The organism is Desulfuromonas carbonis (genome assembly GCF_054658035.1).
The window spans coordinates 356,672-371,626 of the sequence record NZ_BAAHXR010000003.1 but is presented as its reverse complement, the minus strand read 5'-3'; the positions used below and the strand labels follow the sequence as shown (position 1 = coordinate 371,626).

Here is a 14,955-nt window from a genome sequence, read left to right as displayed (position 1 = left end):
CGTCCTCATGTATGAACGACTGAATCGTGACCTGCTCGAGAGCCTGGTGATTTTCGCCGTCGGCGTCCTGATCGGTCTCTCGGTCAATTATCGGCTGATCCTCGATGCCTTTGCCGGTCGCCTGCAGGCGGCGCCGACCGCGGTCGAGGCGGTGGTCCGCTACCCGGCCCCCGTCGACCTCGCCGGGGTGCAGGAGGCGCTGCGCGACGGGGCGCTGGCGATCGATGCCCGCATCCCCGAGCTCTTCGCCGCCGGCCATATTTCCGGAGCGCGCTCGCTTCCCCTTGCCGATATCGACCAGGCGCTGCCGGCTTTCCAGGTTGCCGTTCCGGTGACGACGCGGCTGGTGGTCTATTGCAGCGGCTACGGCTGCCCCGACTCCTACGATCTGGCCGTGCGGCTGCTGGAGGCAGGGTACCGCAACGTGCTGGTCTTCGAGGGCGGTTTCCCCGCCTGGCAGGACGCGGGGCTGCCGGTGACGACGGGAGGGGCGCCATGAATCTCCGCCGCCTCGCTTATCACGGTTGCCGCCTCCTCCTCGGTGGCCTCTTTCTCTATGCCGGGCTCGTCAAGGGGCAGGATGTCACCGCCTTCGCCCGCGACCTGGCCGCCTACCAGCTCCTCCCCTACGCCTTCAACTACCTGGTTGCGGCGACCCTCCCCTATGTCGAAGTCCTCGCCGGCGCCCTCCTCCTGCTCGGGCGCAATGTGCGCGGCGCCGCCCTGCTCCTCGCCCTGCTGACACTGGTCTTCATCGGCGCCATCCTTTCCGCGATGCTGCGCGGCCTGGAGATCGACTGCGGCTGCTTCGGCGGCGGTGCCGCCACGCCGCTGTGGCTGGCGCTGCTGCGCGATCTCGGCATTCTCGCCCTGGCCCACTTCAGCTATCACCTGCGGCCCGCGCCCGGGCGCTGAAGGTTGCCTGCTGTCTGCTGCGGATTTTCCGACACCTATGGACATCCTTCTGCTCCATCCGCCTGCCGCCAAACCGGCCGAGCCGCCCCTGGCGACGGCGATCCTGCTCGGTCACCTGCGTAGCGCGGGCATCACTGCAGCGGCGATCGACGCCAACCTCGATGCCTGCCTCTGGCTGCTGACCCCGGAGCGGCTCGCTCTTGCTGCCGGCGCGGCGCCCGCGACCGCCCTGCGTCGCGCTATCGCCCATCTCCCCCGCGCTCTGGCCCTGCTCCGCTCCCCCCGGGCGGGCGACTCTTTGGCCCGCTATCGCAGCGCCGTCGAGGACCTCAATCGCGCCCTCGGCGCTGCCGGCGGGGCCGAGGAACGGCTCAGCCTCGGCGATTATGTCCACCAGCGCCTCTCCCCCTTTCGGCCCGCCGACCTGGAGCGGCTGGCAGCGGGGGCCGAATCTACCCTGTTCCGCGCCTACTTCGAACAGGAGCTCCTGCCGCGGGTGCTTGCCCTGCAGCCGCGGATCATCGCCGTCACCATCAACTACCGCCACCAGGCGCTCCCCGCCTTCGAGCTTGCCGGCCTGCTGCGGCGGGCGCTGCCGCAGGTGCAGCTGGTCGCCGGCGGCGGCCTGATCTCGAGTTGGGCGCAGCCGCTGCGCCAGCGGGGACAGGGGCTTTTCCCCTTCGATCATCTCGTAACCGGTCCCGGCGAAGCGAGCCTGGTCGCCCTGGCTGGCAATCCCGCCGGTGCCCCGCTCCCCACCCCGGCGCCGGTCAATCATTTTGTCCCCGACTATTCCTTTGCCGACCCGGCCGCCTACCTGGCGCCGGAACCGGTGCTTCAGCTGACCGCCAGCCGCGGCTGTTACTGGGCGCGCTGCCGCTTCTGCCCCGAGGCGACCACCCCGACCCAGCCTTATCGGGCCTTCCCCCCCGGGGAGGTGCCGAAGCTGCTGGTGCAACTGGCGGCGGCCTATCGGGTGCGGCGTTTCCACTTTACCGACAACGCCCTGCCGCCAGCGACGCTGCGTGCCCTCGCCGCAGCGGCGGAGCCGCTGGCCGGCCTCTCCTGGCATGGCTTCGCCCGTTTCGAGGGCGTGCTCGATGACCCGGACCTGGTTGCCGGTCTCGCGCGAGCGGGGTGCCGCATGCTGCAGCTCGGGCTCGAAAGTGGTGCCCAGCCGGTTCTCGAGCGCCTGCACAAGGGGACCGATCTCGCTGTTGCATCCCGCATCCTGCACCATCTGCACGCCGCCGGCATCGCCACCTACGTCTACATCCTGCTCGGGACTCCCGAGGAGACCGCGGCCGAGGCCGAATCGACCCTCGTCTTTCTCGAAGAACACGCGGACTGTATCGACTTTCTCAACCTGGCGATCATGAACCTGCCGCGGGCTGCCGACTTCGGCGGTGAGTTTCCCGGCGCCGAGTGGCAGGAGGAACCGCTCGGTCTCTACCGGCCGCTCAGCGATGGCGGCTGGGGCCGGGCCGCCGCCCGCCGCTTCCTCGCCAAGCGCCTCCTTGCCGCACCGGCGATCCGCGCCATCGCCGCCCGCACCCCCCCCTGGTTCACCTCCAACCATGCCCCCTTCTTCATCGGGGCGGGTCGACACTGAACGGCCGCTTGTGGTAGAGTCGGGCCTTTCCGGCACCTTGGTGCCGGCATGGGTCCCATGGGACCTATGGGTCGTATAGGACCTATAAAAAGCACTTAAGGCCTTTCATGGAACTTTGGCAGCAACAACTGCAGCAGAGCCTCACCGACCCCGCTCTTCTCGCCACCCGCTTCGGTCTCGACCCGGCGCCCCTGGCGCGGGTGGCGGCGCGCTACCCGCTGCGCATCACCCCCCATTACCTGGCGCTGCTGCAGGGGCCGGATGATCCCCTCTGGCGCCAATGCGTCCCTGACCTGCGCGAGCTTGACGCCATGGGGCTGGTCGACGACCCTCTCGCCGAGGAGGCGCAGGCGCCGGTTCCGGCGGTGGTCCATCGCTATCCCGACCGGGCGCTGCTGCTGGCCGGGAATAGCTGCGCCCTCTACTGCCGCTTCTGCACCCGCAAGCGCAAGGTTGGCTGCGCCGCGGCCCTGCTCTCCTTCGGGGCGCTCCTCGACGGCATCGCCTACATCGAACGGACCCCTGCGATCCGCGATGTCCTCCTCTCCGGTGGCGACCCGCTCCTCCTTTCAGACGGTCTGCTCGGCGAAGTGCTCGGCCGCCTGCAGAAGATTCCCCATGTCGAGATGATCCGTATCGGCAGCCGGGTGCCGGTGACCCTCCCCGAGCGGGTCACCGACAATCTCTGCAACCTGCTGCGCCGCCATCATCCCCTCTACCTCAACACCCACTTCAACCATCCGCGGGAACTGACCCCGGCGGCTGCCGAGGCCTGCCGGAAGCTCGCCGCTGCCGGCGTTCCTCTCGGCAACCAGACCGTGCTGCTCAAGGGGGTCAACGACGATGCGCAGACGATGCTCGAACTGCTGCGCGGGCTGTTGCAGATCCGGGTCCGCCCCTACTACCTGCACCAGATGGACCTGGTCGCCGGCACCGGGCACTTCCGCACCCGGGTCGAGACCGGTCTGGAGATCATGCGCGCCCTGCGCGGCCAGGTGACCGGGCTGGCGATCCCCCACTACGTCATCGACCTCCCCGGCGGCAAGGGGAAGGTGCCGCTGCTGCCGGAGACGATCAAGGCCATGGGGGAGACTTTGCTGCTGCGGACTGCCAGCGGCGGGACGGTAGAGTATCCCAATGAGGTCGATTAGGGTGTTATCTGTCCCATGGGACCCATGGGTCCTATAGGACCTATGCCACTGCCTGAAACCATTGGAGGGGAAATGAACCAACCGCAAGCTGCCGAGGTGCTGCAGTCGATCTTCGGCTACGGCACCTTCCGCCCCTACCAGGAAGAGATCATCCGCACCCTGATCGCCGGTGAGGATGCTTTCGTCCTGATGCCGACCGGCGGCGGCAAGTCCCTTTGCTACCAGATTCCGGCGCTCTGTCGGCCGGGGGTGGGGATTGTCGTCTCGCCGCTGATCTCACTGATGAAGGACCAGGTCGACGCCCTGCTCGCCAACGGCGTGCGCGCCGCCTTTTACAACTCCTCGCTGAAGAGCGCCGAGGCGAAGCAGGTCCTCGCCAAGCTCCATGCCGGTCAGCTCGACCTTCTCTATCTCGCCCCCGAGCGACTGCTGAGCGAAGAGTTCCTGGCGCGACTGCAGGAGGTGCCGATCGCCCTCTTCGCCATCGACGAGGCCCACTGCGTCTCCCAGTGGGGGCACGACTTCCGCCCCGAGTATATCCAGCTCGGCCGTTTGCGCCGGGACTTTCCCGGCATTCCGCTCCTCGCCCTCACCGCCACCGCCGACCCCCAGACCCGCGGCGATATCCTCGACCGGCTGCAGCTGCGCCAGGCCCGGATCTTCATCGCCGGTTTCGACCGCCCCAACATCCGCTACCACGTTGTCGACAAGCAGAAACCCTTCGCCCAGCTGCAGGCCTTTCTGAAAGGGCGGCGCGGGGAGGCCGGCATCGTCTACGCCCTCTCCCGCAAGCGGGTCGAGGAAGTCGCCAGCAAGCTGGCGGCGGCAGGGATCAGGGCGGCCGCCTACCATGCCGGACTCCCGGATGCGGAACGGCGGCGGGTGCAGGAGGCCTTTCTGCGCGACGATTTGCAGATCGTCGTGGCGACGGTCGCTTTCGGCATGGGGATCGACAAGCCGAACGTGCGTTTTGTCGTCCACTACGACCTGCCGAAGAATATCGAAAGCTACTACCAGGAGACCGGTCGTGCCGGCCGCGACGGGCTGCCGAGCGAGGCGCTGCTCCTCTTTGGCTACGGCGATGTCGCCATCGCCCGCGGTCTGATCGAGCGGGGAGGGAACCCGGAGCAGAAGCGGGTCGAGCTCCACAAGTTGAACGCCATGGTCGGTTTTGCCGAAGCGCAGAACTGCCGGCGTCGGGTGCTGCTCGGCTATTTTGGCGAGCACCTCGCCGAGGACTGCGGCAACTGCGATGTCTGCGACTCTCCTCCGGAGAGCTACGACGCCACCATCGATGCCCAGAAGGCCCTCTCCTGCGTCTACCGGGTCGGCCAGCGCTTCGGCGTCGGTCACGTCGTCGAGGTGCTGCGCGGCGCCGCCTCCCAGCGGATCCAGGAGCTCGGGCACGACCGGCTCTCCACCTACGGCCTCGGCGCCGATCAGCCGGCCGAAGCCTGGAGCGGGCTGATCCTCCAGCTGATCCATCTAGGCTACCTGCGCCAGGACGTCGCCAACTACTCAGTGCTGAAACTGACCGAGGCGGCGCGGCCGCTGCTGCGCGGCGAGGCGCGCCTGACCCTGGCCAAGCCGCGCCTGAAGGTGGCTGCGCAGAAAAAACCGGCCCGCAAGGTCGCTTCGGACCTTACTTACGACGAGGCCCTCTTCGACAATCTGCGGGCGCTGCGCAAGCGTCTGGCCGACGATGCCGGGGTGCCGCCCTACGTCATCTTCAGCGATGTGACCCTGGTCGAAATGGCGGCCTACCTGCCAGAGAGTCCGCAGGCGCTCCTCGGCGTCACCGGCGTCGGCAAGCTCAAGTTGCAGAAATTCGGCGGGGAGTTTCTGGAGGAGATTCGCAGCTACCTGGCGGGACGGGGGTGAAAAGAGCGATGAGCGATGAGTGATGAGTGATGAGTGATGAGTGATGAGTGATGAGTGATGAGTGATGAGGGATGAGGGATGAGGGATGAGGGATGAGGGATGAGGGATGAGGGATGTCCGGTTGGCAGCTCTCAGCGGGTGGCGGAGGCGCGCCAGCGCTGCTGGCGCGCCCGGCCGGCGACGCGCAGGTTGTGCTCCTTGAGCTCCGCGGCCAACTGCTCCACCTCTTCCGTTTCGAGCAGGCCCCGTTCGACAAAATACTGGCCGAGACGCTGCTGCAGGGTCTGCTGGTAACGAAGCAGCACCTGGACCTGGGTCGGGTTGAGATAGCCGAGCTGGATGGCGCGGTTGCCGAAGCGACGGCCGGGGCTGCGGTCCTGGAGGACGCGCTCGATGCGGGCCGCGTCGAGCCACCCCCAGCGCCGGGCAATGCTGCCGATGTCGGGGCGTTGACGGCGCTGCCAGAGGAGGGCGGCAATCAGCTCCTGGTAGGTGATCTTGCCGCGGTGGAAGAGAAAGAGTCCGAATTCGAGATGGGTGTCCGGTACCCGGGGGTGGGGGTAGCAACTGCTCCGCACCGGGTTGGGAGGGGCCGGTGGACGGTAGCTGCCGCCGTGACGGTGGCCGGGAGCGCCACTGCTGCTCTCCCGCTGCAGGAAATAGCTGCGCAGCAGCTGGTAGGCGCGGGTCAGTTCCTGGAAACGTTCGGTCTGGCGGCGGCGGATCGCCGCCGGCTGGCCGGCGAACCGGTCCGGATGCTGTTCCTTGGCCCGGGCCCGGTAGGCCGAGCGGGCGCCGTCGGGCTGGAGGTAGGCGAGGAATTCGCCGCACAGGTCGACCTCGTCGCCGAAGAGGAGGCGACAGGCGTTCAGCAGGTTCGCTTCAGGGGGAAGCTGCATAAAAAAGGGACCGTCAATCGCTCGGGGGAAGGGAAACCTTTCCCCGTTTTTTTACACCAGGCGGGGGGAAGAAGACAACCGCTAACCGACCGCCGCCTAGAGATCCTCCGGGGTGAAGGCAACCACCGCGTCGATGGTGGCCGCGTCGGTCAGCAGCATCACCAGCCGGTCGACCCCCAGGGCGATGCCGGCGGCGCTGTCGAGGGCGCCGAGTTCGGCAAGGAATTTCTCCGGCAGGGGAACCGGAGCCTTGCCCATCCGGCGCCGCGCATCCTCCTCGCGCACAAAGCGCTGGCGCTGCTCGTCCGGGTCGGTCAGCTCGGAGAAGGCGTTGGCGAGCTCGAGACCGGCGATGTAGAGCTCGAAGCGTTCGGCGAGTTGCGGGGCGCCGGACTTTTTTCGTGCCAGGGCGGCGCAGGCGGCGGGGTATTCATAGAGGAAGGTCGGTCGCCTGCGACCGAGGTGCGGTTCGATCTCCAGCGCCATCACTTCGTCGAAGCGGCCCTCGGCCAGGGCCCGGTCGAGGGAGCCGGCGGCGTGGCGGGCGAAGGCCTCCCGCACCGTCAGCCGCTCAAAGGGCGCCGCCAGGTCGATCTCTTCCCCCTGCCAGCGCAAGGATCCGCTCGGCACCAGGAAGGCGAGGAGTTCTTCGCAGTCGCCCATCAGGGTGTGGTAGTCGCAGCCGCTGCGGTACCATTCGAGCATGGTGTATTCGGGGAGGTGGCGGGCGCCCCGTTCCCCCCGGCGCCAGCAGCGGCAGAGCTGGAAAATCTGCCGGTAGCCGGCCGCCAGCAGCCGCTTCATGCAGAGTTCGGGCGAGGTGTGCAAAAAGCCGTCGCCGGCGGCGACCGGATCGATGTGCAGCTCCGGGGCGTTGCCGGGGAGGAGGTGCGGGGTCTCGACCTCGAGAAAACCGGCGGCGACAAAGAAGGCCCGGATCGCTTGAACGATCCGGGCCCGCTGTTCGAGGTGCTGCCGCTTGCGGGCCAGGCCCCAGTTCGGCTCCATCCTATTCCTTGACGCGGGTGACGTACTGGCCGTTGCGGGTGTCGATCTGGATCAGGTCCCCCTCTTCGACGAAGGAGGGTACCGCCAGGGTGTAGCCGGTTTCCACGGTGGCCGGCTTGTTGTTGCCGGCGGCGGTATCCCCCTTGACCCAGGGGTCGGCCTGGGTGACGCGCAGGTTGACGAAGTTGGGGAGGGTGATGCCGATGCCGGCGCCGTTGAACATGAGGATGTCGACCTCCATGTTCTCCTTGATCAGCAGCCGGTCGTCGCCGAGGGTCTCTTCGCTCAGGGTCACCTGCTCGTAGTTCTTGGTGTCCATGAAGACGTAGCCCGACTCGTCCTGGTAGAGGAACTGCATGTCGCGGTCCTCCAGCGCCGCCGGCTCGAAGGTCTCGCCGGAGCGGTAGGTGCGGTCGAAGAGGCTGCCGGTGATCATGTTGCGCAGCTTGCACTTGTAGAGGGCCTGGCCCTTGCCGGGCTTGGTGAAGTCGTACTGGACGATGACGTGAGGTTCGCCTTCGACCATCAGCTTGAGGCCCTTTTTCAGATCGGAACAGGTGTACATGGACGATTCTCCTTGAGCGTGCGCCGCGGCGCCGGAAGTCTGGAAAAGCGAAACGTGGCATTTAACCATAGGGGCGGGACTCTTGTCACCGAAAAATTCACTGCAGGGCGATTGTCTCGCGACCACTTTCTGTGCTAGAGTCGCGCGGTTGCAGCATCAGCCCGATCCCCAAGGAGCCGTTCATGATCACCACCGCCGATTTCAAACGGGGCCTCGTCATCAAGCTCGATGGCGCTCCCTGCCTGATCCTCGATCATACCACCCAGTCCCCCTCCGCCCGCGGCGGCAATACCCTGGTCAAGGTCAAATACCGCAACCTGCTCACCGCGCAGGTGCTGGAGAAGACCTTCAAGGCCGGCGACAAGGCCGACGAGGCCGATTTCGAGCGCCGCAAGGGGCAGTACCTCTATCCGTCCGGCGACGGCGGGGTTTTCATGGATCTGGAGAACTACGAACAGTACGAGCTCGGCCCCGAGCTCTTCGAACCGATCCAGGGCTTTCTCCTTGAGGGAGCCGACGTCCAGCTCGGCGTCTTCCAGGGGCAGGTGGTCAGCGTCGATCCGCCGATGACCGTCGAGCTGACCGTTACTGAAACCGCCCCGGCGATCAAGAACGCCACCGCCACCGCCCAGACCAAGGAGGCGGTGCTCGAGACCGGCCTGCGCCTGCAGGTCCCCGGCTACCTCGAGTCGGGGGAGACGATCAAGGTCGATACCCGCGAGTGCCGCTTCGTCTCCCGCGCCTGACCCGCTAACAGTTCGCTACCGTAGATTTTCGGGCCGCCGTTCGGGCGGCCCGATTTTTTTGCATTTCTGCAAAAAGCCGCCAACCCCTCATCGCAGCATTGCGAAGCAGCCGCATCCGCAGCCGTGATGCCAGCGTAAAGTCCCACTCCCGGCACCTTCGCGGGCTTTTCGCCTACTTCGCCCCCCCCCGAAAAACCGTTCTGTCCTCCCCGTTTCGATTTGCACGAATGCAAAAACCGCCCCTTGCCGGGGACTGCGAACCTGCCCTGGGAAAATCTCTCAAGTATCCGTTTTTAAACGATAAAAAAATCATTTAAAAAAAATTCAAAACGTTGGTATGGCGGTTGCTCTTAGTCCCGGCAGAGGATTTGCCAACCCGGAATGGTCCGGGGGCGCCGCGGGGGCTACCAGCATGATCTGCCCATTTTTTCGCAAGAACGAGGATTACTGTGATGTCGGCTGCGGGTACATCTCGCCGCACGACGTCAAGATGATCGTCGCCTTCTGCCAGTGCCGGTTTGGGGACTGTTCCAAGTTCCAGGAGCTGGCCAGCCGCTTTCCGCAGGTCGCTGCGGAAGGGGGGAAAGAGGAGGCGCCGCGGGAGCTGCCGATTGCCGCCTCCCAGGGCCACCCGCCAGCCGCTCCGCACCGCGCTGATCGTCCGGTCGCCATCACCTTCCGCAAGAAATGGCCGCTTCCCTACCGGCTTCGCTATGTCACTGCCCATTATCACGAGAACTTTCAGCAACCCAAGGAGGCAACAATGAGCGCAGAACCGATCAAGAACCGTGGCTGGACCGTCACCCTGGCAGGTACCGGGATCAATCTCGCCCTCGGCATTCTCTATGCCTGGAGCATCTTCAAGTCGGCGATCAGCGATTCGATCAAGGCAGGCGGCCCCGGCGCCTTCAACTGGGATCCGGCTTCGATCAACGACCCCTATGCGGTCTGCTGCCTGATCTTCGCCGCGGCGATGATCCTCGCCGGCAAGGTGCAGGACAAGTTCGGTCCCAAGATCACCTGCATCATCGGCGGTCTGCTGGTCGGCACCGGCTTTGTCTGGATTTCCCAGACCACCAGCTACTGGGCCTGGGTCGCCGGTTTCGGCGTCCTCGCCGGTGGCGGCATGGGGTTCGGCTACTCGGCGGCGACCCCGCCTGCGCTCAAGTGGTTCTCTCCGGCCAAGACCGGCCTCATCGCCGGGATCGTCGTCTCCGGTTTCGGTCTTGCCTCGGTCTACATCGCCCCCCTCGCCACTTACCTGCTCACCGCCTACGGCATGCAGAAAGCGATGCTCGTCTTCGGCATCGCCTTCACCGTCATCGTCTGCAGCCTGGCGCTGCTGATCTCCAACCCGCCGGCCGGTTTCTCGGTTGACGCCGCCACCACCTCCACCAACAAGGCCCCGGCCAAAAAAGTTGTCGACGTCCCGCCGTCGAAACTCTTTGCCGACGTCAAGTTCTACACCCTCTGGCTCTGCTACTTCATCGGCGCCGGCGCCGGCCTGATGGTCATCGGTAGCGCCAAGGGCCTCGCCAAGGCGAGCATGGGCGAGATGGCCTTCCTGGTCGTCGCCATCATGGCGGTCGGCAACGCCGCCGGGCGCCTCGTCGCCGGGGTCGTCTCCGACAAGGTCGGCCGCGCCAACACCCTGACCTTCATGCTGGTTTTCCAGGCAATCCTGATGTTCCTCGCCATCCCCGGGCTGGCCGGCAAGGGGAACCCGCTGCTCGTCGGTCTGCTGGTGACCTTCATGGTCTTCAACTACGGCACCAATCTCGCCCTCTTCCCCTCCTTCGCCAAGGACTACTGGGGGATGAAGAACTTCGGCATGAACTACGGCATCCTCTTCTCCGCCTGGGGGATGGGCGGCCTGCTGCTGGTTCGGATCGCCGAGATGCTCAAGGTCAAGACCGGCAGCGTCAACACCACCTTCGCCGTCGCCGGCGTCCTGCTCCTGGTCGGCGCGATGATGTCCCTCTCGCTGCGCACCAAGAAGGTCGCGGTTACCGCCGAAGAGCCGAGCGCTATCGGTGTCGAGGAAGAGGACATGGTGCTGCAGAAGGTCAGCCAGTAATCCTGACCGGCACCCTGTAACAAGCAAAGGCCCCGCGGCAACGCGGGGCCTTTCTGCTTGGGCCGAATTCGTCAAAACCAAAGAAGGGCTGCACCTTTTTGTGCAGCCCTTCTTTGGTTACTGGAGCCGCCCATCGGATTTGAACCGACGACCTACTGATTACGAATCAGTTGCTCTACCAGCTGAGCTAGGGCGGCAATCAGATTTTTGGTGGGGCGTGAGGCTCCTGTTTTTATCGTAAAGCCCCCGCCTTGTCAACTCGATTCCGGGGCCTCCCCTCTCAGGTCTGGATGCGGGCATAGGGGGAGCGGGCCTCGGCGGCGAGGGCCTCTTCAAGGGTGCGGATGCCGATCGCTTCGAGGAGGGGGATCAGCTTGAGCAGGACCTCGGCGGTGACGATGGCATCGCCCAGCGCAGTGTGGCGGCCGACGATGGGAATGTCGAAGCGCTCGGCAATGGCGTCGAGGGAGTGGCTCCCCAGGGTCGGGTGGACAATGGAGGAGAGGAGCAGGGTGTCGAGGACCGGCTGCCTAAAGACGATGCCGGTGCGGGTCTGATGGAGGTTGAGGAAGCGCATGTCAAAGGCGGCGTTGTGGGCGACCAGGACCGCCCCCTCGGCAAAGGTCTTGAAGAGGGGCAGGATCTCCTCGATGGTCGGCTGGCCGATCAGCAGTTCCGGGGCGATGCCGTGGATCGCTACCGAGCTGGCCGGCACCGAGCGCTGGGGATCGATGAGCTGGTCGATGGTCTCGTCGAGGAGGAGCCGTCCCTTGACGACCCGGATGGCGCCGAGCTGGATCACTTCGTCCCCGGCGCTCGGATCAAGGCCGGTCGTCTCGGTGTCGAAGACAACATAGGTCACATCCCGCAGCGACTGCTGCCCGACTTCCTCTCCGGGCGGCTGACGAAAGAGGTCGAATTCATAGAAGACCGGGCGGGCTTCGACATTGGCTTGCAGCGCCGGTGCCGGGCTGCTGGCAGGCAGGACCGGCGGCGGCGCTGCGAGGTCATCGGCCGCTCTGTTGCGGTCCAGCTCTTCCAGGGTGAGGACAAAGCTGTCGAGTTTGGTTCGTGCTGCGCCGGGATGGAAGACCGGCGCCAGTTTGACGCGCAGCGCGGTGCCGTCGGGGAGGGTGGTCGGAAAGGTCGTGGCCGGCAGCTGGTGGCCTTCCCGCGCGGCGAGCTGATGGGCTTCGAGGCCGGCGGCAATCGGTCCGCGCTCGAGAGCACCGAAAATGGAGCGACCGAGGCCGATCCAGGCGCCGGCGAGGTTTCCCATCCCCGATTTGCGCTGCAGCAGGTTCTGCGCCTGCTGGTTGTAGAGGAGAATCTGGCCGGCGCTGTTGCAGACCAGCACCCCGCTCGGCAGCTCGGACATCAGGGCGGCGAGGCGGTTATGTTCCTCCTGCAGCGCGGCCTGGGCAGCCGCAATCCGCCCGTCGACTTCCTGCTGCAGGCGCTGGAAGGCGTCGGCCGAATCGTTGAGGACCGAACTCAAGTAACGGATTTCGCGGGCGCCTTCCGGCGGAATGCGGTAGCTGAGGTTGACGGTGGTGATCAGCCGGGCCTGCTCGGCGAGTTGCAGGATCGGAATAATGTAGTAGCTGAAGAGGAGGCTGATCAGGGTGCCGATGATGACGACGAGGAGGATGGCGCCGAGAAAGGGGAAGGGGAGCAGTTTGCCGGCGAGTTCCTGGACCAGGGCTTTCTCGGCGTTGTCGAGACTGTACCAGGAGACGGTGAAGCTGCCGAGGATCACGGTGAAGATGGCGGCGACGATGCCGGCGAGGAAGATCCAGTATTTCAGGGCCGGGTTCAGGGTCATGGGAGGTATCACCAGCAGGAAGAGGTTGCGATCAGATTCTTTCCTATAAGCATAGGGGAATCCATTATTTTGTCCACGCCTTTGAGGACTGCCGACCGGTCATGGGGGGTGGCGGGTGAAAAATCAGGTGACCCGCGTGCCAATCTCCACTAAGATAGCCCTTTCCCGGGTGCGACCCGGTGCCGTGCCCCCAGCGGTTTTCAGGAGGATGCATCATGTCGAGCAGTTTCGGTACCCTGTTCAAAATCGCCACCTTCGGCGAATCCCATTGCCCGGCGGTCGGAGTGGTGGTCGATGGCTGCCCGCCCGGCATGGAGCTGCGCCGGGAGGATATCCAGGTCCAGCTCGACCGGCGCCGGCCGGGGCAGAGCAAGCTCTCCACCGATCGCAGCGAGGCGGATCAGGTCAAGATCCTCTCCGGCGTCGAGTTCGATCGCACCCTCGGCACGCCGATCGGCATGCTGGTCCCCAATCTCGACCAGCGCCCCGGCGACTACGGCGAGACGCTGCAGGTGCCGCGCCCGTCCCATGCCGACTATACCTACCAGATGAAATATGGCATCCGTGCCGCCAGTGGGGGCGGCCGGGCGAGCGCCCGGGAGACGATCGGCCGCGTCGCCGCTGGCGCCATTGCCGAAAAATACCTGCGCGAAACCCACGGCATCGAAATCGTCGCCTGGGTCAGCGCCGTCGGTGCCGTCGAGGCTCCCGCCGCCGACCCCTTCCTTCTGACCCGCAGCCAGGTCGATGCGAACCCGGTGCGCTGTCCCGATGCGGCCACGGCCGCGGCGATGGAAGAGGAGATTGTCGCCGTGCGGGCGGCGCAGGATTCGATCGGCGGGGTGGTCTCCTGCGTCTGTCGCCATGTCCCGGCCGGTCTCGGCGAGCCGGTCTTCGGCAAGCTGGAGGCGCTCCTCGCCCAGTCGATGCTGTCGCTGCCGGCGAGCAAGGGGTTCGAGTTCGGCTCCGGCTTTGCCGGCACCCGCCTGCGCGGCTCCCAGCACAACGACCCCTTCGTGGTGCGCAGCGGCGGCCGTCTTGGCACCCTCACCAACCACAGCGGCGGGGTCCAGGGGGGAATCAGCAACGGCGAGCCGATCTCTTTCCGCGTCGCCTTCAAGCCGGTGGCGACCATTGGCCTGGCCCAGCAGACCGTCGATCTCGACGGCAACGAGGTCACCCTCGAAGCGAAGGGACGCCACGATCCCTGCGTCGTGCCGCGGGCGGTGCCGATCGTCGAAGCGATGGCCGCGCTGACCCTGATCGACCTGCTGCTGATCCAGCGGGCCCGGGCCGGTCACTTCTGAGCGGCCGGAAACAGGGGGAGGACCATGTACCAGCGATTGCCAGCGACCCTGCTCCTTATCCTCCTCCTCTTCGCCCCCCTGACCGGCTGCAGCAACGGGGTCCGCTATATCTTCAACGCCAGCAGCGACAGTCGCGGGCTCCCCACCGAGGTCGGGCTCGCCTTTGAAGAGGTCTGGTTCCCGACCAGCGACGGGCTGTCGCTCCATGGCTGGTATCTCCCGGGGCGCCGCCCGGGGCCGCTCCTCTTCTACTGCCACGGTAACGCCGCCAACATCTCCTACCGGCTCGATATCCTCGACTACTTTCATGCCCGGCTCGGGCTGCCGGTATTCATCTTCGACTACCGGGGTTACGGTAACAGCGCTGGCGCGGCCATGGCCGAGAGCGACCTCTATGTCGATGCCCGCGGCGCCCTCGCCTACCTCGAAGGGCGCGGCTGGCAGCCGGCGCAGATGGTCTATTTCGGCCGCTCCCTCGGCGCCGCCATCGCCCTGCAGATGGCCCTGGAGCAGCCGCCGGCGGGGCTGGTGCTGGAGAGCGCCTTCACCTCGCTGCGCGATATCGCCCGCCGGCTGCGCCCGGTCTCCTACACCCTCTTCGGCTCCTGGCTCCTGGGGAGCGCCTACGACAACCTGGCCAAAATCGAGCAGTTGCGGGTGCCGCTGCTGATCATCCAGGGGTCAAAGGATCCGATCGTGCCGGCGGAGATGTCGGCGCGCCTCTATGCACGGGCGCCGCAGCCGAAACAGCGGGTGCTGATGCCCGGCGCCGGCCACAGCGATTCCTTCCGCGTCGCTGAACGCGCCTATGGCGAGGCCTGGGACGGTTTCCTGGCGACCCTGCCGGTCGCCGCCAACCCGGCCCCTCCTTCCCAATCCGATCTCAGCCGGCTATAATGACTCCGGCCTTCGCCCGGCGCTGACCTCCTGGCCTTTCCGGCCCGGGGTCTCGCCGTTTTTCCACCTCTG

At 66.1% G+C, this 14,955-nt stretch carries 13 protein-coding genes and 1 tRNA gene; 9 read left to right on the top strand and 5 right to left on the bottom strand.

Annotated features, from left to right (window positions below; genetic code table 11):
- The first annotated feature begins 7 nt into the window (after positions 1-7).
- From ACYQ8E_RS08715 to recQ, 5 genes are all read left to right on the top strand, one after another.
- Positions 8-499, top strand: a complete 492-nt coding sequence (locus ACYQ8E_RS08715) for a rhodanese-like domain-containing protein (RefSeq protein ID WP_066728369.1) — start codon at positions 8-10, stop codon at positions 497-499.
- Entirely contained in the window at positions 496-915 is a 420-nt protein-coding gene (locus ACYQ8E_RS08710; protein WP_066728368.1) for a MauE/DoxX family redox-associated membrane protein, read from the top strand. The genes ACYQ8E_RS08715 and ACYQ8E_RS08710 overlap by 4 nt, the downstream gene beginning before the upstream one ends.
- A gap of 37 nt (positions 916-952) precedes the next feature.
- Positions 953-2,527, top strand: a complete 1,575-nt coding sequence (locus ACYQ8E_RS08705) for a B12-binding domain-containing radical SAM protein (protein ID WP_066728366.1) — start codon at positions 953-955, stop codon at positions 2,525-2,527.
- Between the two features lie 107 nt (positions 2,528-2,634).
- The gene (locus ACYQ8E_RS08700; protein ID WP_066728364.1) at positions 2,635-3,678 is read left to right on the top strand and encodes a KamA family radical SAM protein; all 1,044 of its coding nucleotides are present in this window, start codon (positions 2,635-2,637) and stop codon (positions 3,676-3,678) included.
- 72 nt (positions 3,679-3,750) lie between these two features.
- A complete protein-coding gene (gene recQ, locus ACYQ8E_RS08695) occupies positions 3,751-5,559 on the top strand; it encodes a DNA helicase RecQ (protein WP_066728362.1) in 1,809 nt (602 codons plus the stop codon).
- Positions 5,560-5,690: 131 nt separating this feature from the next.
- Here the strand turns inward: recQ and ACYQ8E_RS08690 are convergent, their stop codons facing one another.
- The 3 genes from ACYQ8E_RS08690 to efp form a co-directional block, all read right to left on the bottom strand.
- Complete coding sequence (locus tag ACYQ8E_RS08690; RefSeq protein ID WP_066728360.1) at positions 5,691-6,458, bottom strand: J domain-containing protein; 768 nt, start codon at positions 6,456-6,458, stop codon at positions 5,691-5,693.
- A gap of 96 nt (positions 6,459-6,554) precedes the next feature.
- Positions 6,555-7,466, bottom strand: coding sequence for an EF-P lysine aminoacylase EpmA (epmA, locus tag ACYQ8E_RS08685; RefSeq protein ID WP_459860659.1), 912 nt, complete (start codon positions 7,464-7,466; stop codon positions 6,555-6,557).
- A 1-nt stretch (position 7,467) separates the two neighbouring features.
- Positions 7,468-8,031, bottom strand: coding sequence for an elongation factor P (gene efp, locus ACYQ8E_RS08680; protein ID WP_066728356.1), 564 nt, complete (start codon positions 8,029-8,031; stop codon positions 7,468-7,470).
- Positions 8,032-8,213: 182 nt separating this feature from the next.
- Between efp and ACYQ8E_RS08675 the strand changes: the two genes are divergently transcribed.
- Positions 8,214-8,777 (top strand): elongation factor P, encoded by a 564-nt coding sequence (locus ACYQ8E_RS08675; protein ID WP_066728354.1) that lies wholly within the window; start codon positions 8,214-8,216, stop codon positions 8,775-8,777.
- Between the two features lie 412 nt (positions 8,778-9,189).
- The gene (locus ACYQ8E_RS08670; RefSeq protein ID WP_231875344.1) at positions 9,190-10,854 is read left to right on the top strand and encodes an L-lactate MFS transporter; all 1,665 of its coding nucleotides are present in this window, start codon (positions 9,190-9,192) and stop codon (positions 10,852-10,854) included.
- Between the two features lie 121 nt (positions 10,855-10,975).
- Here ACYQ8E_RS08670 and ACYQ8E_RS08665 read toward each other — a convergent pair.
- Positions 10,976-11,051 (bottom strand) — tRNA-Thr (locus ACYQ8E_RS08665).
- Positions 11,052-11,134: 83 nt separating this feature from the next.
- Positions 11,135-12,679: a 3'-5' exonuclease gene (locus tag ACYQ8E_RS08660; protein WP_459860657.1), complete on the bottom strand. Its 1,545-nt coding sequence runs from the start codon at positions 12,677-12,679 to the stop codon at positions 11,135-11,137.
- 215 nt (positions 12,680-12,894) lie between these two features.
- On the opposite strand from ACYQ8E_RS08660, the gene aroC reads away from it, so the two are divergent.
- Entirely contained in the window at positions 12,895-13,986 is a 1,092-nt protein-coding gene (gene aroC, locus ACYQ8E_RS08655; protein WP_066728350.1) for a chorismate synthase, read from the top strand.
- A gap of 24 nt (positions 13,987-14,010) precedes the next feature.
- Entirely contained in the window at positions 14,011-14,883 is an 873-nt protein-coding gene (locus tag ACYQ8E_RS08650) for an alpha/beta hydrolase (protein ID WP_066728348.1), read from the top strand.
- Positions 14,884-14,955: the final 72 nt, after the last annotated feature.

Bases quoted from the DNA above. Each gene is read 5' to 3' on its own strand.
- ACYQ8E_RS08690 (WP_066728360.1), bottom strand. From the start codon at position 6,458: ATGCAGCTTCCCCCTGAAGCGAACCTGCTGAACGCCTGTCGCCTCCTC.
- epmA (WP_459860659.1), bottom strand. From the start codon at position 7,466: ATGGAGCCGAACTGGGGCCTGGCCCGCAAGCGGCAGCACCTCGAACAG.
- aroC (WP_066728350.1), top strand. From the start codon at position 12,895: ATGTCGAGCAGTTTCGGTACCCTGTTCAAAATCGCCACCTTCGGCGAA.
- recQ (WP_066728362.1), top strand. From the start codon at position 3,751: ATGAACCAACCGCAAGCTGCCGAGGTGCTGCAGTCGATCTTCGGCTAC.
- ACYQ8E_RS08715 (WP_066728369.1), top strand. From the start codon at position 8: ATGTATGAACGACTGAATCGTGACCTGCTCGAGAGCCTGGTGATTTTC.
- ACYQ8E_RS08675 (WP_066728354.1), top strand. From the start codon at position 8,214: ATGATCACCACCGCCGATTTCAAACGGGGCCTCGTCATCAAGCTCGAT.
- efp (WP_066728356.1), bottom strand. From the start codon at position 8,031: ATGTACACCTGTTCCGATCTGAAAAAGGGCCTCAAGCTGATGGTCGAA.
- ACYQ8E_RS08670 (WP_231875344.1), top strand. From the start codon at position 9,190: ATGATCTGCCCATTTTTTCGCAAGAACGAGGATTACTGTGATGTCGGC.
- ACYQ8E_RS08700 (WP_066728364.1), top strand. From the start codon at position 2,635: ATGGAACTTTGGCAGCAACAACTGCAGCAGAGCCTCACCGACCCCGCT.
- ACYQ8E_RS08710 (WP_066728368.1), top strand. From the start codon at position 496: ATGAATCTCCGCCGCCTCGCTTATCACGGTTGCCGCCTCCTCCTCGGT.
- ACYQ8E_RS08660 (WP_459860657.1), bottom strand. From the start codon at position 12,679: ATGACCCTGAACCCGGCCCTGAAATACTGGATCTTCCTCGCCGGCATC.
- ACYQ8E_RS08650 (WP_066728348.1), top strand. From the start codon at position 14,011: ATGTACCAGCGATTGCCAGCGACCCTGCTCCTTATCCTCCTCCTCTTC.
- ACYQ8E_RS08705 (WP_066728366.1), top strand. From the start codon at position 953: ATGGACATCCTTCTGCTCCATCCGCCTGCCGCCAAACCGGCCGAGCCG.